Origin of the sequence: Salmonella sp. 3C, assembly GCF_025426275.1 — a bacterium.
Taxonomy (GTDB): Bacteria; Pseudomonadota; Gammaproteobacteria; order Enterobacterales; family Enterobacteriaceae; genus Salmonella; species Salmonella enterica.
On sequence record NZ_CP104858.1, the window covers coordinates 2,296,111 to 2,315,382 of the forward strand.

General features: G+C 52.8%; 24 protein-coding genes and 1 pseudogene. 19 read left to right on the forward strand and 6 right to left on the reverse strand.

Annotated features, from left to right (window positions below; all coding sequences use genetic code 11):
- Positions 1-12 precede the first annotated feature (12 nt).
- The 4 genes from N7E69_RS10845 (at position 13) to N7E69_RS10860 (ending at position 3,932) form a co-directional block, all read left to right on the forward strand.
- A complete protein-coding gene (locus tag N7E69_RS10845; RefSeq protein WP_000547737.1) occupies positions 13-411 on the forward strand; it encodes a DUF350 domain-containing protein in 399 nt (132 codons plus the stop codon).
- A gap of 9 nt (positions 412-420) precedes the next feature.
- Positions 421-1,059: a DUF1190 domain-containing protein gene (locus N7E69_RS10850; protein WP_001085596.1), complete on the forward strand. Its 639-nt coding sequence runs from the start codon at positions 421-423 to the stop codon at positions 1,057-1,059.
- 2 nt (positions 1,060-1,061) lie between these two features.
- A complete protein-coding gene (locus N7E69_RS10855) occupies positions 1,062-2,225 on the forward strand; it encodes a glutathionylspermidine synthase family protein (RefSeq protein WP_000943931.1) in 1,164 nt (387 codons plus the stop codon).
- Between the two features lie 84 nt (positions 2,226-2,309).
- Positions 2,310-3,932: an isovaleryl-CoA dehydrogenase gene (locus N7E69_RS10860; RefSeq protein ID WP_000118973.1), complete on the forward strand. Its 1,623-nt coding sequence runs from the start codon at positions 2,310-2,312 to the stop codon at positions 3,930-3,932.
- 77 nt (positions 3,933-4,009) lie between these two features.
- On the opposite strand, the gene yjfN is transcribed toward N7E69_RS10860, so the two are convergent.
- Both yjfN and bsmA read right to left on the reverse strand, forming a co-directional pair.
- Complete coding sequence (yjfN, locus tag N7E69_RS10865; RefSeq protein ID WP_001518964.1) at positions 4,010-4,285, reverse strand: DUF1471 family protease activator YjfN; 276 nt, start codon at positions 4,283-4,285, stop codon at positions 4,010-4,012.
- Between the two features lie 130 nt (positions 4,286-4,415).
- Positions 4,416-4,745, reverse strand: coding sequence for a biofilm peroxide resistance protein BsmA (gene bsmA / locus N7E69_RS10870; RefSeq protein ID WP_000586835.1), 330 nt, complete (start codon positions 4,743-4,745; stop codon positions 4,416-4,418).
- Between the two features lie 183 nt (positions 4,746-4,928).
- Here bsmA and yjfP point away from each other — a divergent pair, with 183 nt between their 5' ends.
- Positions 4,929-5,678, forward strand: a complete 750-nt coding sequence (gene yjfP, locus N7E69_RS10875) for an esterase (RefSeq protein ID WP_000560304.1) — start codon at positions 4,929-4,931, stop codon at positions 5,676-5,678.
- On the opposite strand, the gene ulaR is transcribed toward yjfP, so the two are convergent.
- Together ulaR and ulaG are read right to left on the reverse strand one after the other, a co-directional pair.
- Entirely contained in the window at positions 5,675-6,430 is a 756-nt protein-coding gene (gene ulaR / locus N7E69_RS10880; RefSeq protein ID WP_000133618.1) for an HTH-type transcriptional regulator UlaR, read from the reverse strand. The genes yjfP and ulaR overlap by 4 nt on opposite strands.
- Before the next feature lie 104 nt (positions 6,431-6,534).
- Positions 6,535-7,599, reverse strand: coding sequence for an L-ascorbate 6-phosphate lactonase (gene ulaG, locus N7E69_RS10885; RefSeq protein WP_000049161.1), 1,065 nt, complete (start codon positions 7,597-7,599; stop codon positions 6,535-6,537).
- A 362-nt stretch (positions 7,600-7,961) separates the two neighbouring features.
- On the opposite strand from ulaG, the gene ulaA reads away from it, so the two are divergent.
- From ulaA to N7E69_RS10915, 6 genes are read left to right on the forward strand one after another with little or no spacing between them, the layout of a single operon-like run.
- Complete coding sequence (gene ulaA / locus N7E69_RS10890) at positions 7,962-9,359, forward strand: PTS ascorbate transporter subunit IIC (protein ID WP_000404873.1); 1,398 nt, start codon at positions 7,962-7,964, stop codon at positions 9,357-9,359.
- Between the two features lie 15 nt (positions 9,360-9,374).
- Positions 9,375-9,680, forward strand: a complete 306-nt coding sequence (gene ulaB, locus N7E69_RS10895; protein WP_000218362.1) for a PTS ascorbate transporter subunit IIB — start codon at positions 9,375-9,377, stop codon at positions 9,678-9,680.
- A gap of 9 nt (positions 9,681-9,689) precedes the next feature.
- The gene (gene ulaC / locus N7E69_RS10900) at positions 9,690-10,154 is read left to right on the forward strand and encodes a PTS ascorbate transporter subunit IIA (RefSeq protein ID WP_000776531.1); all 465 of its coding nucleotides are present in this window, start codon (positions 9,690-9,692) and stop codon (positions 10,152-10,154) included.
- Positions 10,155-10,167: 13 nt separating this feature from the next.
- A complete protein-coding gene (gene ulaD, locus N7E69_RS10905; protein WP_000056761.1) occupies positions 10,168-10,818 on the forward strand; it encodes a 3-keto-L-gulonate-6-phosphate decarboxylase UlaD in 651 nt (216 codons plus the stop codon).
- Positions 10,819-10,827: 9 nt separating this feature from the next.
- Complete coding sequence (gene ulaE / locus N7E69_RS10910) at positions 10,828-11,682, forward strand: L-ribulose-5-phosphate 3-epimerase UlaE (RefSeq protein ID WP_000949530.1); 855 nt, start codon at positions 10,828-10,830, stop codon at positions 11,680-11,682.
- A complete protein-coding gene (locus tag N7E69_RS10915) occupies positions 11,682-12,368 on the forward strand; it encodes an L-ribulose-5-phosphate 4-epimerase (protein WP_001170769.1) in 687 nt (228 codons plus the stop codon). The genes ulaE and N7E69_RS10915 overlap by 1 nt, the downstream gene beginning before the upstream one ends.
- A gap of 128 nt (positions 12,369-12,496) precedes the next feature.
- On the opposite strand, the gene yjfY is transcribed toward N7E69_RS10915, so the two are convergent.
- Entirely contained in the window at positions 12,497-12,772 is a 276-nt protein-coding gene (gene yjfY / locus N7E69_RS10920; RefSeq protein ID WP_001675399.1) for a DUF1471 family protein YjfY, read from the reverse strand.
- A 193-nt stretch (positions 12,773-12,965) separates the two neighbouring features.
- Between yjfY and N7E69_RS10925 the strand changes: the two are divergent.
- From N7E69_RS10925 to N7E69_RS10950, 6 genes and pseudogenes are all read left to right on the forward strand, one after another.
- Positions 12,966-13,171: pseudogene (locus N7E69_RS10925) on the forward strand (hypothetical protein).
- 70 nt (positions 13,172-13,241) lie between these two features.
- Entirely contained in the window at positions 13,242-13,637 is a 396-nt protein-coding gene (rpsF, locus tag N7E69_RS10930; RefSeq protein ID WP_001216671.1) for a 30S ribosomal protein S6, read from the forward strand.
- 6 nt (positions 13,638-13,643) lie between these two features.
- Positions 13,644-13,958 carry a primosomal replication protein N gene (gene priB / locus N7E69_RS10935; RefSeq protein WP_001519453.1) on the forward strand — a complete coding sequence of 105 codons (315 nt, stop codon included), beginning with the start codon at positions 13,644-13,646 and terminating at the stop codon, positions 13,956-13,958.
- A 4-nt stretch (positions 13,959-13,962) separates the two neighbouring features.
- The gene (gene rpsR / locus N7E69_RS10940; protein ID WP_000135199.1) at positions 13,963-14,190 is read left to right on the forward strand and encodes a 30S ribosomal protein S18; all 228 of its coding nucleotides are present in this window, start codon (positions 13,963-13,965) and stop codon (positions 14,188-14,190) included.
- Positions 14,191-14,231: 41 nt separating this feature from the next.
- Complete coding sequence (gene rplI / locus N7E69_RS10945) at positions 14,232-14,681, forward strand: 50S ribosomal protein L9 (protein WP_108610912.1); 450 nt, start codon at positions 14,232-14,234, stop codon at positions 14,679-14,681.
- Between the two features lie 147 nt (positions 14,682-14,828).
- Positions 14,829-15,755: a DMT family transporter gene (locus N7E69_RS10950; protein WP_000381075.1), complete on the forward strand. Its 927-nt coding sequence runs from the start codon at positions 14,829-14,831 to the stop codon at positions 15,753-15,755.
- A gap of 49 nt (positions 15,756-15,804) precedes the next feature.
- On the opposite strand, the gene N7E69_RS10955 is transcribed toward N7E69_RS10950, so the two are convergent.
- Positions 15,805-16,440 carry an OapA family protein gene (locus tag N7E69_RS10955; protein ID WP_001119448.1) on the reverse strand — a complete coding sequence of 212 codons (636 nt, stop codon included), beginning with the start codon at positions 16,438-16,440 and terminating at the stop codon, positions 15,805-15,807.
- Positions 16,441-16,659: 219 nt separating this feature from the next.
- Between N7E69_RS10955 and fklB the strand changes: the two genes are divergently transcribed.
- Both fklB and cycA read left to right on the forward strand, forming a co-directional pair.
- Positions 16,660-17,280: an FKBP-type peptidyl-prolyl cis-trans isomerase gene (gene fklB, locus N7E69_RS10960; RefSeq protein WP_000235161.1), complete on the forward strand. Its 621-nt coding sequence runs from the start codon at positions 16,660-16,662 to the stop codon at positions 17,278-17,280.
- A 295-nt stretch (positions 17,281-17,575) separates the two neighbouring features.
- Positions 17,576-18,979 (forward strand): D-serine/D-alanine/glycine transporter, encoded by a 1,404-nt coding sequence (gene cycA, locus N7E69_RS10965; protein WP_000228321.1) that lies wholly within the window; start codon positions 17,576-17,578, stop codon positions 18,977-18,979.
- The last annotated feature ends 293 nt before the right edge of the window (positions 18,980-19,272 follow it).

Below are 19,272 nucleotides of genomic sequence, written 5' to 3' on the forward strand. Positions count from 1 at the left end.
TACAGGGAAATTATGCATATACTGGACGCATTACTGGCTTTCTGCGCCTATTTTTTTATTGGCGCGGCAATGGTCATTGTATTTCTTTTTATTTACTCAAAGATAACGCCGCATAATGAATGGCAGCTGATAAAAAATAACAATACTGCGGCATCGCTGGCCTTTAGTGGTACGTTGCTGGGCTATGTCATCCCCTTATCCAGCGCGGCGATAAACTCGGTCAGTATCCCGGACTATTTTGCCTGGGGCGGCATTGCGCTGGTGATTCAACTGCTGATTTATGGTTGCGTAAGGTTATACATGCCTACGCTGAGCGAAAAAATTATTCATCACAACGTGGCGGCGGGGCTATTTATGGGAACCGCAGCGCTGGCTGGCGGTATTTTTAACGCTGCCTGTATGACATGGTAACGGAAGATCATGGCAAAAAAACGAAAATCCAGAAGCACATCCGGCGTAGGCCATTCGGCAATAAGACGAATAGCCGAACCGGTTAATCCCTTTGAGCGGCAACGAAATCGCTACACGCCAAAATGCCTGACGCTGGCGATTATGGGTGGAGCGGCCTTTTTTCTCCTGAAAGGGTGCGGTGATGGCGGCAATACTGACAACGACGGCGATGGGACGTTTTACGCCACGGTGAACGACTGTATCGACGATGGCAACAGCGCCAGCGTTTGCGCTGACGGCTGGAATAATGCGAAAACAGAATTTTACGCTAATGTGCCTAAGCAATTGACGCAGGAGCGCTGTCAGTCGCAGTTTGGCGATTGTTACTTTGATATCACCGAGCGGAGCTGGGTTCCGGTATTAAGCGGCTTTTTACTCAGCCGCGCGATTCGTCAGAACCGTGATGAACAATACATCTATAGCAGCGGCGGTTCATCTTACGTCTCCCGTCCCGTCTGGCGCACCACATCCGGCGATTATGCGTGGCGCAGCGGCACAGGGAAAAGCGATACCGTGACCAGCCCTGGTTATATCACACGGAAAGCGTCCACCGTCTCCCGCGGCGGCTATGGCCGTTCTTCCAGCGCTCGCGGGCACTGGGGAGGCTAACCATGCTACGACACAACGTACCGATACGCCGGGATCTGGATAAGATCGCCTGCGATCACGGTTTTGACTTTCATGTTATCGATAACGAAATTTACTGGGATGAAAGCCGGGCCTACCGTTTTACATTACGGCAAATTGAAGAACAGATCGAAAAACCGACCGCAGAGCTTCATCAGATGTGTCTGGAGATTGTCGAGCGGGCCGTCCGGGATGAGCAGATCATGCAGCAGCTGGCGATCCCGCCATTGTACTGGGATGTCATCACCGAAAGTTGGCGCAGCCGCGATCCTTCGCTTTACGGGCGGATGGATTTCGTCTGGTGCGGCAAAGATCCGGTTAAATTGCTGGAATACAATGCGGATACGCCGACGTCGCTCTATGAGTCCTCCTACTTTCAATGGCTATGGCTGGAGGATGCTCGTCGTAGCGGCGCCATCCCGCGTGATGCCGATCAATACAACGCGATACAGGAGCGGCTGATCGCCCGCTTCAGCGAGCTGTACAGTCGGGAACCGCTCTACTTTTGCTGTTGTGAAGATACCGACGAAGATCGCACGACGGTGCTGTACCTTCAGGATTGCGCGCAGCAGGCGGGCCAGGAAACGCGATTTATCTATATTGAAGAACTGGGACTTGGCGTAGGCGGTGTGCTGACCGATCTGGACGATAACGTGATTCGCCGCGCCTTTAAGCTCTACCCGCTGGAATGGATGATGCGCGATGACAACGGCCCGCTGTTGCGAAAACGTCGTGAGCAATGGATTGAGCCATTGTGGAAAAGTATTCTGAGTAACAAAGGGCTGTTGCCGTTATTGTGGCGCTTTTTCCCTGGCCATCCGAATCTTCTGCCGGCCTGGTTTGAGGGCGAAAAATCGCTCGCAGCGCCAGGCGAAAGCAGCGTACGGAAGCCGATTTATTCACGTGAAGGCGGCAACGTCACGATTTTCGACGAGCGGCAAAATGTTATCGATCATGCCGACGGCGACTACGCTGACGAGCCGATGATTTACCAGGCGTTTCAGCCTTTGCCGCGCTTTGGCGATAGCTATACGCTGATTGGCAGTTGGATCATTGACGATGAAGCCTCCGGGATGGGGATTCGCGAGGACAATACGCTAATTACCAAAGACACTTCCCGTTTCATCCCACATTATATTGCCGGTTAATCATACTTTTGTGATCTTGCTCCGGCGTCAATGGCGCAGTCATGACCATACTTGACTTCAGCGCCATTGAAGGAGGGAGACACCATGTCCTGGCAAACACATACCGTCTTTAATCAACCTGCTCCGCTCAATAACAGTAACTTATTCCTGTCTGATGGCGCGCTGTGTGAAGCGGTTTCCCGGGAAGGCGCGGGATGGGATAGCGATCTTCTCGCCAGCATTGGCCAACAACTGGGAACGGCGGAATCACTGGAGCTGGGTCGTCTGGCGAACGCGCATCCTCCTGAGTTGCTGCGTTACGATCCCCAGGGACAGCGTCTGGATGACGTTCGCTTTCATCCCGCCTGGCACCTGTTGATGCAGGGGCTTTGCGCTAATCGGGTACATAACCTGGCCTGGGAGGAGGAGGCAAGGGCGGGAAGTTTTGTCGCCCGGGCGGCGCGTTTTGTATTACATGCTCAGGTAGAAGCGGGAACACTCTGTCCTGTCACGATGACCTTTGCCGCGACACCGTTGCTATTGCAGATGCTTCCCGCCACTTTCCATGACTGGCTGGTGCCGCTGCGCAGCGATCGCTACGATTCGCATTTGCTGCCGGGCGGGCAAAAGCGGGGTCTGCTCATCGGCATGGGAATGACGGAAAAGCAGGGCGGATCTGACGTACTCAGTAATACGACCCACGCGGAGCGGCTGGCGGATGATTCATATCGGCTGGTGGGACATAAATGGTTTTTCTCTGTGCCGCAAAGTGATGCGCACCTCGTGTTGGCGCAGGCAAAAGGAGGACTATCCTGTTTCTTTGTGCCGCGTTTCCTGCCAGACGGGCAACGGAACTCTGTTCGTCTTGAACGCCTGAAAGATAAACTCGGTAATCGATCTAATGCCAGCGCCGAAGTCGAGTTTCAGGATGCCGTCGGCTGGCGGCTGGGAGAAGAGGGCGAAGGGATTCGGCATATCTTAAAGATGGGCGGTATGACGCGTCTTGATTGCGCGCTCGGGAGTCATGGCTTAATGCGGCGCGCATTTTCAGTCGCGATTTACCATGCTCATCAGCGTCAGGCTTTTGGTAAGCCGCTGATCGAACAACCGTTGATGCGACAAACCTTAAGTCGTATGGCGCTATGCCTGGAGGGGCAGACGGCGCTTTTGTTTCGGCTGGCGCGCGCCTGGGAGCAACGTCGCGAGGCGAAAGAGGCATTATGGGCGCGATTATTCACGCCAGCGGCGAAATTCGCCATCTGTAAGCAGGGAATCCCTTTTGTGGCTGAGGCGATGGAGGTTCTCGGCGGGATGGGGTATTGCGAAGAGAGCGAACTCCCGCGCCTGTACCGTGAAATGCCGGTGAACAGTATCTGGGAAGGGTCCGGCAATATCATGTGTCTGGATGTACTTCGGGTGCTGACAAAACAACACGGCGTCTATGACGTATTGAGTGAGGCTTTTGCGGAAGTCAAAGGCCAGGATCGCCATTACGACCGCGCGGTACGTCAGCTACAGCAACGTTTACGCAAACCGGACGAAGCAATGGGCAGAGAGATTACGCAGCAGCTTTTCTTGCTGGGATGCGGAGCGGAAATGCTGCGTCATGCCTCGCCGCCGCTGGCGCAAGCGTGGTGTCAGATGATGCTGGATACACGCGGCGAAATGCCGCTGTCTGCCCAGGTACAAAATGATTTACTGTTAAGGGCGACCGGGGGACTGCGGTAACGTTTGGCCTGTAGTACATGCCATCCTTCAGGCCGGATAAGACGCTGGCGTCGCCATCCGGCGCGAGCCACGCGGCATCAGGCATAGAGTATCGCCTGTACGCGCCAGTTATCCGACTGTTGTTCTTCATACATTTGAATAATTCTGTACCAGGACGCACCCTGTTCATCGGCTTTGAGGGCGATAATCCGCTCTACATCCTGTGGGTTTCCTGCAACATTACTGACCGAGATCAGGCCGATTTCATTCAGACCCGTTACGCAGTCAGCACTGGCGAATTCGGCAGACTGTGCCGTCGTACTCACCAGTCCGGCAGAAAGCAGCAGTGAGGATAAGGCAAGTTCTTGTTTCATCGTCAGCTCCTTATTACATACCCCGCATTTAACAGGACGCTCCATCACGGTAAACCTGTTTGTTTATTGTGCACAGGTAAACGCATAGGGACGCAAAGCAATGTAAAACTGACTAAAAATCAATCTACTGTTATTGACGATACAAAATGGCTTGTGAATACCACTGGCCGGTTACAACCGTTTCATCAACCATTAAGATAACGTAATAATCGGCTTTCGCAGCGGCGGCTTTCGCTCTGATTTCATCTATTGCATCATCCGGGGAGCCCCGAACCAGCGCGCTTACGGTCCCCATCCGCTGTAGTCCTTGCGTTTGATCGCGACGGATTTCCTGCGGGTGATCGGCGACAGGCGGCGCAGGTTGCGGCGTACCCTGCAGCACGCTACACGCGCTTAATAACAGCGCTGCTATCAATGAAGCAAACCGACGCATAACTCTATCTCGTTTCCTGATAATCATAGTGTAATGCCTTATTGATTTCCCTTTAGGGGGAATGTTCCCGAAGTGTTACCTGTCACGCGATTTTCGAATGAAAACGTTGCGAAAGCGTAACCCAGTTCTCAAACATTATGAATTATTGCGCAATCCATAAACTTGCGTTAAGTATTTCTCCGTGGCATACCGGATAAAAAGGAGAGAATAATGATAGCGATTGAAACACGGCAATTAGCCGGAGGCGTCGTACTACATGCCTTCCCGGAAGGGAAACGCGCCGTGCCGCTTCCCTGTGTGGTGTTCTATCATGGCTTCACCTCCTCCAGCCTGGTTTATAGTTATTTTGCCGTTGCCCTGGCACAGGCAGGATTCCGGGTAGTCATGCCGGATGCGCCGGAGCATGGCGCTCGCTTCGGCGGCGACTCACAGGGACGGATACACCGATTCTGGCAGATTCTGCACCAAAACATGCAGGAATTTACGACGTTACGTGCGGCGATTCAGGCGGAAAACTGGCTACTTGACGGGCGGTTGGCGGTGGGCGGCGCATCCATGGGCGGTATGACGGCGCTGGGCATTATGACGCGTCACCGTGAGGTAAAATGCGGGGCCAGTTTAATGGGGTCGGGCTATTTTACCGGGCTCGCCCGGACGCTTTTCCCGCCGTTATCCCCGCAGAACCCGGCACAGCAGGCGGAATTCGACAATATCATTGCGCCGCTACGTGAATGGGAAGTCACACACCAGTTAGAGCGACTGGCCGACAGGCCGCTTCTGTTGTGGCATGGTCAGGAGGATGACGTGGTGCCTGCTATCGAAACCTTCCGGCTCCAGCAGGCACTCGCCGGGGCGAAGCTGGATAAGCATGTGACCTGTTTATGGGCCGCAGGCGTGCGGCATCGCATTACGCCAGAAGCGTTGTCGGCGACGGTAGCGTTTTTCCGACAGCATCTTTAAACGCGGAGTATGCTTACACCCTGGGCTTCAAGCTGTTGCAAAACCTGCGGATTGGCATTTTTGCCGGTAATCAGCATAGCGATCTGATCGGCGCGGCTGAACAGCATTCCCGCGCGCTCGCCAATTTTACTGCTATCGACCAGCGCGACCAGTTTCCCGACGACGCTGAGCATTTTTTGTTCCGCCATGGCGGTTAGCATATCGGTCTTGTACAGGCCATCCGCGGTTAAGCCCTTTCCGCTGGTAAACATCCAGTGGCCAGCATAGAGACTGTTTTCACTTCCCTGCGGGCTCAGGGTAATCGACTGGCTTTTATTATACTGACCACCCATGATAATCACGCTGTCATGCTCTTGATCGATCAGATAATTCGCCAGCGGCAGATAGTTGGTAATGATCTGTACCGGCTTCCCGCACATTTCACGCCCCAGCAGGAAAGCGGTGGAGCCGCAGTTAATCACTACGCTTTCACCCGGGTTTACCAGCTGCGACGCCGCTTTCGCGATGCGTACTTTTTCATCGTGGTTTTGCGCCTGGTGCAGATTCATCGGCGTCCAGCGGGGCCGCTGTTGGGTAATGGCCTCTGCGCCGTTGCGCACTTTTTTAAGTTTCCCGCTTTCGTCGAGCTTGTTGATGTCGCGGCGCGCTGTCGCCGGGGAGATCCCCAGACGCTCAATCACGTTTTCGACGGTAACAAAGCCCAACTGTGCCAGCATATCCAGCAGTATTTGATGTCTTTGTGCTTCAGTCATGAGCTATTCCGATACAAATTGATTTGAAAAGATGATATTTGAAATAGCCTGGAAATACTAAAGTAAATGGAAAAAATGCCGGGTAATCCCGGCATGATATCGACTCACAGGAAGGATTTGAACGGTAGATCGGGTTCAATGGTAAAGCAATCGTCAAACCCACGCGGATAGTGGTATTCGAAATTGTCTTTATCCAGCGGCCAGGTAAACTTGCCGCCAACCTGCCAGATAAACGGTTTAAAACCATACTTCAGGCGATCTTTCTTCATTTCCCATAGCACGCGGATCTCTTGCGGATCGGCCTGGAAGTTCGACCAGATATCGTGATGGAACGGGATCACCACTTTGGTATTCAGCGATTCCGCCATGCGTAAAATATCCGCGCTGGTCATTTTGTCCGTAATACCGCGCGGGTTTTCACCGTAAGAACCGAGCGCGACATCAATTTGATGTTCGTTGCCGTGTTTCGCGTAGTAGTTGGAATAGTGAGAATCGCCGCTGTGATAGAGATTGCCGCCCGGCGTTTTAAACAGATAGTTAACCGCGCGTACATCCATGCCGTCCGGCAGTACGCCAGCAGCTTTCTGATCGGCAGGCAGGGTGATTAATGCAGTGCGGTCAAAGGCATCAAGCGCATGAATTTCAATATCTTTCACTTTCACGACATCGCCCGGTTTTACCACGATGCAGCGTTCTTTCGGCACGCCCCAGCCAACCCACAAATCCACGCAGGTCTGCGGGCCGATAAACGGAACATCATCGGCGCAATTCTGCATTACGGCAGCCGCGACATTGACGTCAATGTGATCGTTATGGTCGTGGGTCGCCAGTACGGCGTCAATCTGACGGATAGCGAAAGGATCGAGAACAAACGGCGTGGTGCGCAGGTTAGGCTGTAATTTTTTGACGCCAGCCATACGCTGCATCTGATGGCCGGTTTTCATCAACGGATTACCGTGGCTCTGTTTACCGGTACCGCACCAGAAATCGACGCATACGTTAGTGCCGCCTTCAGATTTTAGCCAGATACCGGTACAGCCCAGCCACCACATAGCGAACGTACCCGGCGCGACCTGCTCTTGCTCAATCTCTTCGTTCAGCCAGCTTCCCCACTCCGGAAACGTGCTCAGAATCCATGATTCACGCGTGATGCTTTGTACTTTACTCATCGCATTTACCTTCATGTTTGTTCAAAATAGTTCAAAATGTGATTTGTTTTGATTAATCCTGACACTATTTTCTCAAGAAGGCAATGGGCTATTTTTTGACTTTTGGGTAGAGGAGAACGCAGCCAGAAGAAAATTTAATCTTTTCTGGCGTCATGGGGATGTATTCATCTTTATGATTTTACTTATTTTAATGAAGAAATGAGTTATTTATAAGTAAACCATGTATTAAGTGTGCTAATTATTTGCGCGCTACGTCACATTTAATCAAATTCAATCTTGTTGTGATTACTTTTGAAAATTACAGTGGAGGGACATTATTCTGAGCGCCTGTGACTCAGCAACCTTGTCTACCGGAGATCGTTATGGAGATCCTCTACAACATCTTTACCATTTTTTTTAATCAGGTAATGACCAATGCCCCGCTATTACTGGGTATTGTGACCTGCCTGGGCTATATCCTGCTGCGTAAAAGCGTCAGCGTGATCATCAAAGGGACGATCAAAACCATCATTGGCTTCATGCTGCTACAGGCCGGGTCCGGCATTCTGACCAGCACCTTTAAACCGGTGGTGGCGAAAATGTCTGAGGTCTACGGCATCAACGGCGCGATTTCCGATACCTATGCTTCGATGATGGCAACGATCGAACGGATGGGTGATGCGTATAGTTGGGTAGGCTACGCGGTGTTGCTCGCGCTGGCGCTGAATATTTGTTACGTCTTGTTGCGACGCATTACCGGTATTCGCACCATCATGTTGACCGGGCACATCATGTTCCAGCAGGCGGGGCTGATTGCGGTCTCTTTCTATATCTTCGGCTATTCCATGTGGACCACCATTATCTGCACGGCGATACTGGTTTCCCTGTACTGGGGTATTACCTCCAACATGATGTACAAGCCGACTCAGGAAGTGACCGATGGCTGTGGTTTCTCCATCGGTCACCAGCAGCAGTTTGCTTCCTGGATTGCCTATAAAGTCGCGCCGTTCCTGGGCAAAAAAGAGGAAAGCGTTGAAGACCTCAAACTGCCGGGCTGGCTGAACATTTTCCATGACAACATCGTCTCCACGGCGATTGTAATGACCATCTTCTTTGGTGCCATTCTGCTCTCCTTTGGTATCGATACCGTACAGGCGATGGCGGGTAAAACCCACTGGACAATCTATATCCTGCAAACCGGTTTCTCCTTTGCGGTGGCGATCTTCATCATCACCCAGGGCGTGCGTATGTTTGTCGCCGAGCTCTCTGAGGCCTTTAACGGTATCTCCCAGCGTCTGATTCCGGGCGCAGTACTGGCGATTGACTGCGCCGCTATTTATAGCTTCGCGCCGAACGCGGTGGTCTGGGGCTTTATGTGGGGCACCATCGGTCAGCTGATTGCGGTTGGCATCCTGGTTGCCTGCGGCTCCTCGATCCTGATTATTCCTGGCTTTATCCCGATGTTCTTCTCTAACGCCACTATCGGCGTGTTCGCTAACCACTTCGGCGGCTGGCGTGCGGCGCTGAAGATTTGTCTGGTGATGGGGATGATCGAAATCTTTGGTTGCGTCTGGGCGGTGAAACTCACGGGGATGAGCGCCTGGATGGGTATGGCGGACTGGTCGATTCTGGCACCTCCGATGATGCAGGGCTTCTTCTCCCTCGGTATCGCCTTTATGGCCGTCATCATTGTAATTGCACTGGCTTATATGTTCTTCGCTGGCCGCGCACTGCGCGCAGAAGAAGATGCAGAAAAACAACTGGCAGAACAGTCTGCTTAATAAGGAGTTTTGATTATGACCGTACGTATTCTGGCTGTGTGTGGCAACGGACAGGGTAGTTCCATGATCATGAAAATGAAAGTGGACCAGTTTTTAACCCAATCAAACATTGACCACACGGTAAACAGCTGCGCGGTTGGCGAGTACAAAAGCGAGTTGAGCGGCGCGGATATCATCATCGCTTCTACCCATATTGCGGGCGAAATCACCGTGACCGGCAACAAATATGTGGTTGGCGTGCGTAACATGCTCTCTCCTGCTGACTTCGGCCCGAAACTGCTGGAAGTGATCAAAGAACATTTCCCGCAAGACGTGAAGTAAGGATGCAACATGAAATTACGTGATTCACTGGCGGAGAATAATTCTATCCGCCTGCAGGCTGAAGCGAATACCTGGCAGGAAGCCGTCAAGATCGGCGTCGATTTACTGGTGGCTGCCGACGTGGTGGAGCCGCGCTATTACCAGGCCATTCTCGATGGCGTTGAGCAGTTTGGCCCCTATTTTGTGATTGCCCCCGGCCTGGCGATGCCGCATGGCCGCCCGGAAGAAGGGGTGAAGAAAACCGGTTTTTCGCTGGTGACGCTGAAAAAGCCGCTGGAGTTCAACCACGAAGATAACGACCCGGTCGATATTCTGATCACCATGGCGGCGGTTGATGCCAACACTCACCAGGAAGTGGGCATCATGCAGATCGTCAACCTGTTTGAAGACGAAGCTAATTTTGACCGTTTACGCGCCTGCCGCACCGCGCAGGAAGTCCTGGATCTCATTGACCGCACCAACGCGGCAGCTTAAGAAGGAATTGAAAATGTCATTACCAATGTTGCAGGTCGCGCTGGACAACCAGACTATGGATAGCGCCTATGAAACCACTCGCCTGATTGCCGAAGAAGTCGACATTATCGAAGTGGGCACCATTCTGTGCGTGGGCGAAGGCGTGCGTGCGGTTCGCGATCTGAAAGCGCTTTACCCGCACAAAATCGTGCTGGCGGACGCCAAAATTGCCGATGCCGGTAAAATCCTCTCCCGTATGTGTTTCGAAGCCAACGCGGACTGGGTGACGGTCATTTGCTGCGCCGACATCAACACCGCGAAAGGCGCGCTGGATGTGGCGAAAGAGTTCAACGGCGACGTGCAGATCGAACTGACCGGTTACTGGACCTGGGAACAGGCGCAGCAGTGGCGCGATGCGGGCATTCAGCAAGTGGTTTATCACCGCAGCCGTGACGCGCAGGCCGCAGGCGTGGCGTGGGGCGAGGCGGATATTACCGCGATTAAGCGGCTCTCCGATATGGGCTTTAAAGTGACCGTGACCGGCGGACTGGCGCTGGAAGACCTGCCGCTGTTCAAAGGCATTCCGATCCATGTCTTTATCGCGGGGCGCAGCATTCGCGATGCCGAATCGCCGGTAGAAGCCGCACGGCAGTTCAAACGCTCCATTGCCCAACTGTGGGGCTAAGGAGTGGCTATGCTGTCGAAACAAATTCCGCTCGGCATCTATGAAAAAGCGCTCCCTGCCGGGGAGTGCTGGCTGGAGCGCCTGCGGCTGGCGAAAACGCTGGGTTTTGACTTTGTTGAAATGTCGGTGGACGAGACCGACGCCCGACTGGCGCGGCTCGACTGGAGTCGCGAGCAGCGCCTGGCGCTGGTGAGCGCGGTTGCTGAAACCGGCGTGCGCGTGCCGTCCATGTGTCTGAGCGCGCATCGTCGTTTTCCGCTCGGTAGCGAAGATGACGCGGTACGGGCGCAGGGGCTGGAGATTATGCGTAAAGCGATTCAGTTTGCGCAGGACGTCGGGATTCGCGTCATTCAACTGGCGGGGTACGACGTTTACTATCAGCAGGCCAATGACGAAACGCGTTGCCGCTTCCGCGATGGGTTAAAAGAGAGCGTTGATATGGCTAGCCGCGCCCAGGTGACGCTGGCGATGGAGATCATGGATTATCCATTGATGAATTCCATCAGTAAAGCGCTGGGCTATGCTCACTACCTCAATAACCCGTGGTTCCAGCTCTATCCGGATATCGGCAATCTGTCTGCCTGGGATAACGACGTACAGATGGAGCTACAGGCGGGAATCGGGCATATCGTCGCGGTACACGTCAAAGATACTAAACCCGGCGTGTTCAAAAATGTGCCGTTTGGCGAAGGCGTTGTCGATTTCGAACGCTGCTTCGAAACGCTCAAACAGAGTGGCTATTGCGGGCCCTATCTGATTGAGATGTGGAGTGAAACAGCAGAGAACCCGGCGGCAGAGGTAGCGAAAGCGCGTGACTGGGTGAAAGCGCGCATGGCCAGCGCCGGTCTGGTGGAGGCAGCCTAATGCAAAAGCTCAAGCAGCAGGTATTTGACGCTAACATGGATTTGCCCCGTTATGGACTGGTGACGTTTACCTGGGGCAACGTCAGCGCTATCGATCGCGAACGCGGGCTGGTGGTGATTAAGCCAAGCGGTGTCGCCTATGAAACCATGAAGGTAGATGACATGGTGGTGGTGGATATGGATGGCAAAGTGGTGGAGGGAGGTTATCGTCCTTCTTCCGATACCGCTACCCATCTGGCGCTGTATCAACGCTATCCGTCGCTTGGCGGCGTCGTTCATACCCACTCCACCCACGCCACGGCATGGGCGCAGGCGGGGATGGCTATTCCGGCGCTCGGTACCACGCACGCGGACTATTTCTTTGGCGATATTCCTTGTACCAGGGCGTTAAGCGAAGAAGAAGTGCAGGGCGAGTACGAGCTGAACACCGGTAAGGTGATCATCGAAACGCTGGGCGAGGTGGAACCGCTGCATACGCCAGGCATTGTGGTGTATCAACACGGGCCGTTCGCCTGGGGGAAAGATGCGCACGATGCGGTACATAACGCGGTCGTCATGGAGGAAGTGGCGCGAATGGCGTGGATTGCGCGCGGTATTAACCCTGGCCTCAACCCCATCGACGATTATCTGATGAATAAACACTTCATGCGTAAGCATGGCCCGAATGCGTATTACGGGCAGAAGTGAAGTATGAGCTCCGGAATGTGAATATTATCGGGATGTCACAGGTCTAATTCCAGAGCCATCTTTCCGCGAAAAAAAGCCCCCTGTTCAGGGGGCAAATCAACTATGATTTTTCGTTGGTTTTCCTGATGCTAGCGATAAATATTCGCGCTGGCGTGTATGTTGCCGTTGCTACCCGGTTCCCGGATAAGTATGACGTGATAATACATTGCGTTTCGCGCGTCGGCCTCGTCATTCAGCGCCAGATTGGCTTCGCTTTCCGTGGCGAAGTTATGGTTGATGTAGATCACGCCTAAGCTGCGCACATCATCCATATTTCTGGCCTGGTGATTATTTAACTCGATGGCTGCCGTTGCCGTTACGCCAGGCAAAAGCGCAGCCAGAAATAACATTATCCGGGCTCGCATCATGTACCTCCTCAGCAGCGCGGTCTGGTTGGCGATATCCCCCTTTAGTGAATCGCTTCTGGTTTAATTTTAACCATAACCCGCCGCAGAGATGGCGACCTTTTCTGATGCTGTTGTTCAAAAAATTATCGCATTGTCGTTTTTTACCTGATTAACAACCCGTTGATGTATGCCGCTATGTTTAAGAAACCCTGTGTGGCAAAAAAGCGCGCTGACCACAGTGTCAATTCTCTGCCGGAACAGGCCGTTTATAGTGGCGCGCGATATAACGTTAATATCTCAGCAGCAAAATGCGACGGGACAGGCGTTACGTTCGGCACGATAAATAATTGTACAATCACCTTGAGTTTGCCCGCAGGCGCCAGTATTATAACGCGTCATTTTTCAGCCGACCTTTAACACGTTCCTTGCCTCCATGGGCTGCGGCTGACCCAGACAGGAGGCTGAATAATCCGTAAGGAGCAATTCGATGCGTCATTACGAAATCGTTTTTATGGTCCATCCTGACCAGAGCGAACAGGTTCCGTGCATGATCGAGCGTTACTCTGCTGCCATCACTGGCGCAGAAGGCAAGATCCACCGTCTGGAAGACTGGGGCCGCCGTCAGCTGGCTTACCCGATCAACAAACTGCACAAAGCGCACTACGTTCTGATGAACGTTGAAGCGCCGCAGGAAGTGATCGATGAGCTGGAAACTACCTTCCGCTTCAACGATGCCGTTATCCGCAGCATGGTTATGCGTACTAAGCACGCTGTTACCGAAGCTTCTCCGATGGTTAAAGCGAAAGACGAGCGCCGTGAGCGTCGCGATGATTTCGCTAACGAAACCGCAGATGATGCTGAAGCTGGGGATTCTGAAGAGTAATTTCTGATGACCAACCGTCTGGCGTTGTCCGGCACCGTGTGCAGGGCCCCCCTTCGAAAGGTCAGTCCATCAGGAATTCCGCATTGCCAGTTCGTGCTTGAGCATCGTTCTGTGCAAGAGGAAGCCGGCTTTCACCGGCAGGCGTGGTGCCAAATGCCCGTTATTGTTAGCGGACACGAAAACCAGGCCATTACTCACAGTATAACGGTCGGCAGCCGCATAACCGTTCAGGGGTTTATTTCTTGCCACAAGGCAAAGAACGGTCTGAGCAAAATGGTTCTGCATGCCGAGCAGATTGAATTGATAGATTCTGGAGACTAGCCATATGGCACGTTATTTCCGTCGTCGCAAGTTCTGCCGTTTCACCGCGGAAGGCGTTCAAGAGATCGACTATAAAGATATCGCTACGCTGAAAAACTACATCACCGAAAGCGGTAAGATTGTCCCAAGCCGTATCACCGGTACCCGTGCAAAATACCAGCGTCAGCTGGCTCGCGCTATCAAACGCGCTCGCTACCTGTCTCTGCTGCCGTACACTGATCGCCATCAGTAATCGGTCACGGTCCATTAATACGACTTTGAGAGGATAAGGTAATGCAAGTTATTCTGCTTGATAAAGTAGCAAACCTGGGTAGCCTGGGTGATCAGGTTAACGTTAAAGCGGGCTATGCTCGTAACTTCTTGATACCAAAGGGTAAAGCTGTTCCGGCTACCAAGAAAAACGTTGAATACTTCGAAGCACGTCGCGCTGAACTGGAAGCTAAACTGGCTGACGTTCTGGCTGCTGCAAATGCACGCGCAGAGAAAATCAACGCCCTGGAAACCGTTACTATCGCGTCTAAAGCAGGCGACGAAGGTAAACTGTTCGGTTCCATCGGTACTCGCGACATCGCTGACGCTGTGACTGCGGCTGGCGTTGACGTGGCTAAGAGCGAAGTTCGTCTGCCGAACGGCGTTCTGCGTACCACTGGCGAACACGAAGTGAACTTCCAGGTTCACAGCGAAGTATTCGCAAAAGTTATCATCAACGTGGTTGCTGAGTAATCAGGCATTCTCGTTTTTGCTAGCAACGAAACGTCGGCCCAGCGCCGACGTTTTGCTTTTTTAACCCCATCGCTTTTCGACTGGCTATCTCCCCCTCTTTTCGCGATAATCAAAAATAAAACATTATTTTAATTTCTTGGTGAAAGAATGGATACCCAACGCCAGGCCTCCCCGTTTGCCCGCAAAAACGTCGTTTATGTGTGTGCCGCATTTTGTTGCTTGCTATGGGGCAGCGCTTATCCAGCCATCAAAAGCGGTTATGACCTCTTTCAGATAGCCACCGATGATATCCCTTCTAAAATTGTTTTTGCTGGTTATCGTTTTTTGTTTGCGGGTGGGTTGCTACTACTGTTCGCGCTGCTTCAGCGTAAACCGATTGGTCGGTTTCGTCCGCGCCAGTTTGCTCAGTTGACGTTACTGGGGCTGACTCAGACGTCGCTGCAATATCTCTTTTTCTATATCGGCCTTGCGTTCACCTCCGGCGTGAAAGGCTCAATCATGAACGCGACAGGCACATTCTTCAGCGTATTGCTGGCGCACTTTATTTATCAGAACGACCGATTGAGCTACAACAAAACGCTCGGCTGTATTCTGGGCTTTGCGGGCGTCATGGTGGTGAACGTCAGCAACGGCCTGGATTTCAGCTTTAATCTGCCGGGAGAAGGCTCCGTGGTGCTGGCGGCGTTTATTCTTTCTGCGGCCACATTGTATGGCAAACGTCTCTCGCAGACGGTCGATCCGATGGTCATGACTGGCTATCAATTGGGGATTGGCGGTCTGGTACTGGTCATTGGCGGTTACGTTTTTGGCGGTACGCTGACGATACATGGCTTCTCGTCGGTGGCGATTTTAGTCTACCTGACGCTGCTCTCGTCGGTCGCTTTTGCGCTATGGAGCATTTTACTCAAATATAATCGCGTGGGGATGATTGCGCCGTTTAACTTTCTGATCCCGGTTTCTGGCGCGGCTCTTTCGGCTATTTTTCTCGGCGAGAATATATTGGAGTGGAAATACATGATTGCGCTGGTGCTGGTGTGTTCGGGGATTTGGTGGGTGAATAAGGTGAAGCGGTAATGCTTCACCTGAACGAATAGGGTATAGACGGGGTAAGGCGCAGCCGGCGTTACTGTGCGCGAATAAAACTGCCGTCAGGCTGACGCGTAAACAGCACCTGTTGACCGTTATCGCCATCTATCGTTAAACCTGTCACCACCCCGCTGGCATTCTGGCGAATTTTAATCATTTGACCATTTTTGAGATTACTCAGCGGTTTGCCAGCGCCTTCTACCTGCGCCATTGCATAAACGTCTGTCGGGGGCAGCCCGTGGTCACGGAACAGTTGCGCCAGAGTTTTACCAGACTCTACCCGGTACGAGCGCCACTGTTGACCGATGCCGCTATCCTGCTGGAAAGGCTGCGTCTGCGGCTGGTTTTGTTCTTCCGGCTGGCCTTCCTGGATAGGTTCCGGCGCAACGGGCGCCACCTGATCCGGATCGTTTTGCGGCGCGACCAGCTGCGCCTGAAGCTGGGCCTCCGTCGGCGGCTGTGATTGCGATTGCAGATCCAATTGCGCTTCCCGCGTGACGACAGGTGAGTCGCTGGTCTCGCTGGCGGGCAGCAGGAAACCGATCACCAGCACGATAGCGGCAATGATAATGCCACGACGATGCATAGGCGGCAGCGGTTCCATGATGCGAAAATTATCCGGCGCGTGCCAGATTTTCGCCAGGGTTGGTTTTAATTCAAAGCGCCCGGGCATGGTTTACCTCCTGCTCCGCATCTCGTTCCTTAATCATAGAGTATAGATGGCTAACGCTATGATACTGGTAGTGCTATCCGCTTTCGTGACATCAATACGGATAATCTATTGTTTCTTTTTCCCTGCGATTTGTCATCCTCCCTGAGACAAAGTTTTACCAGAAGAAGCGTGGCTGTTATGCTGCCCGCTACTTTTTTGATATCCGATGAAGAAAAAATAATGGCCACCCCGACTTTTGACACTATTGAAGCGCAAGCGAGCTACGGCATTGGTTTGCAGGTAGGGCAGCAGCTCAGCGAATCCGGTCTTGAAGGGCTGTTGCCTGAAGCGCTGGTTGCAGGCATTGCTGATGCGCTGGAAGGTAAACACCCGGCGGTTCCTGTTGATGTGGTGCATCGTGCGCTGCGTGAAATTCATGAGCGTGCGGACGCGGTGCGTCGTGAGCGTTTCAAAGCGATGGCGGCCGAAGGCGTGAAATACCTGGAAGAAAACCGCGAAAAAGACGGTGTGAACAGTACTGAATCTGGTTTACAGTTCCGCGTTCTGACGCAGGGCGAAGGCGCGATTCCGGCGCGTACCGACCGCGTACGCGTGCATTACACCGGTAAGCTTATTGATGGCACCGTATTTGACAGCTCCGTCGCGCGCGGCGAACCGGCTGAATTCCCGGTAAATGGCGTGATCGCCGGCTGGATTGAAGCTCTGACTCTGATGCCGGTAGGTTCCAAATGGGAACTGACTATCCCACAGGAGCTGGCCTATGGCGAGCGTGGGGCCGGGGCCTCTATTCCGCCATTCAGCACCCTGGTGTTTGAGGTGGAACTGCTGGAAATTCTGTAAGCGCCCCGGGTTTGCCGGATGATGGCGTAAACGCCTTATCCGGCAACCCTGACTTCAGCAGATGCCAATATTTTATTTTGCAAATGGCGTCGTTACGTGTATTTTTGTGAGCTAATTCGCATTATCAAAGTGATATAACACTCATTTTAAACATAAAATTAACATTGTATTTGAATCTTAGTATTCATCCCGCCGATTCTTACCTAATATCGATGAGTCCTGATAACAGGATCGTCGTATCATAGACCAAAGGCCGTAGAGCCCGCACAACACAGACAGGTACAGGAAGAAAAACATGGTAGATCAGGTAAAAGTCGCAGCCGACGAACAGGCTCCGGCTGAACAGTCGCTACGGCGCAATCTTACAAACCGTCATATACAGCTTATCGCTATTGGCGGCGCTATTGGTACCGGTCTGTTTATGGGATCGGGTAAAACGATCAGTCTCGCCGGACCGTCGATCATTTTTGTGTATATGATCATCGGTTTTATGCTTTTTTTCGTGATGCGCGCCATGGGGGAATTGCTGCTCTCGAATCTGGAATATAAATCGTTTAGCGATTTTGCTTCCGACCTGCTTGGCCCCTGGGCGGGATATTTCACCGGCTGGACGTACTGGTTTTGCTGGGTAGTGACCGGTATGGCTGACGTGGTGGCGATTACTGCCTACGCGCAGTTCTGGTTTCCCGGCCTTTCCGATTGGGTCGCCTCGCTGGCGGTAGTGATCCTGCTGCTAAGCCTCAACCTCGCCACCGTTAAAATGTTTGGTGAAATGGAATTTTGGTTTGCTATGGTCAAAATCGTCGCCATTGTGGCGTTGATTGTGGTCGGGCTGGTGATGATTGCGATGCACTTTAAATCGCCGACAGGCGTTGAAGCGTCTTTCGCGCATCTGTGGAATGACGGCGGCTGGTTCCCGAAAGGTATTAGCGGGTTCTTTGCCGGTTTCCAGATTGCAGTGTTCGCTTTCGTGGGCATTGAGCTGGTTGGTACTACCGCCGCAGAAACTAAAGATCCGGAAAAATCGCTGCCGCGCGCGATTAACTCAATACCGATCCGTATCATCATGTTCTACGTCTTTGCGCTGATTGTCATTATGTCGGTGACGCCGTGGAGTTCCGTGGTGCCGGATAAGAGCCCGTTCGTTGAGCTGTTTGTACTGGTGGGTCTGCCTGCCGCCGCGAGCGTGATCAACTTTGTTGTGCTGACCTCGGCGGCGTCTTCCGCCAACAGCGGCGTCTTCTCGACCAGCCGTATGCTGTTTGGCCTGGCGCAAGAAGGCGTGGCGCCAAAAGCGTTCGCTAAGCTATCGAAACGCGCGGTACCGGCGAAAGGCCTGACCTTCTCCTGTATCTGCCTGCTGGGCGGCGTGGTTATGCTGATGGTCAACCCGAGCGTGATTGGCGCATTCACCATGATCACTACGGTTTCGGCTATCCTGTTTATGTTTGTCTGGACCATCATTCTGTGTTCATACCTGGTGTACCGCAAAAAGCGTCCCCACCTGCATGAAAAATCCATCTATAAGATGCCGCTCGGTAAGCTGATGTGCTGGGTCTGCATGGCGTTCTTTGCGTTCGTGCTGGTATTACTGACGCTGGAAGACGATACGCGCCAGGCGCTGATCGTGACGCCGCTGTGGTTTATCGCGTTGGGTCTGGGCTGGCTGTTCCTGCGTAAGAACAAACTGGCTAAATGACGGATTTATCCCTCTCGCTTAGGCGAGGGGGTATGCGCATAACGTACCCGCCGGGGCGCTTTCTTCATTTTTACGCCCCATTTTGTCGCTTCCCGCTCCTTAACGAGCTATTTTTCTCGCCACATTTGATAGCGTATGGAGATGAAAAGCTCAGGAAATGAGTGTTTGTCCGCTGATGCAATGACGCGAAAAACGTTTCTTCAGGAAGGGCAGCTGTAAATTGCAGGCTGACGGTAAGTGCCGCCTTGATGAATTCCTATAATGGCGGCTCGCGCTGGATAATACGTTGAAAA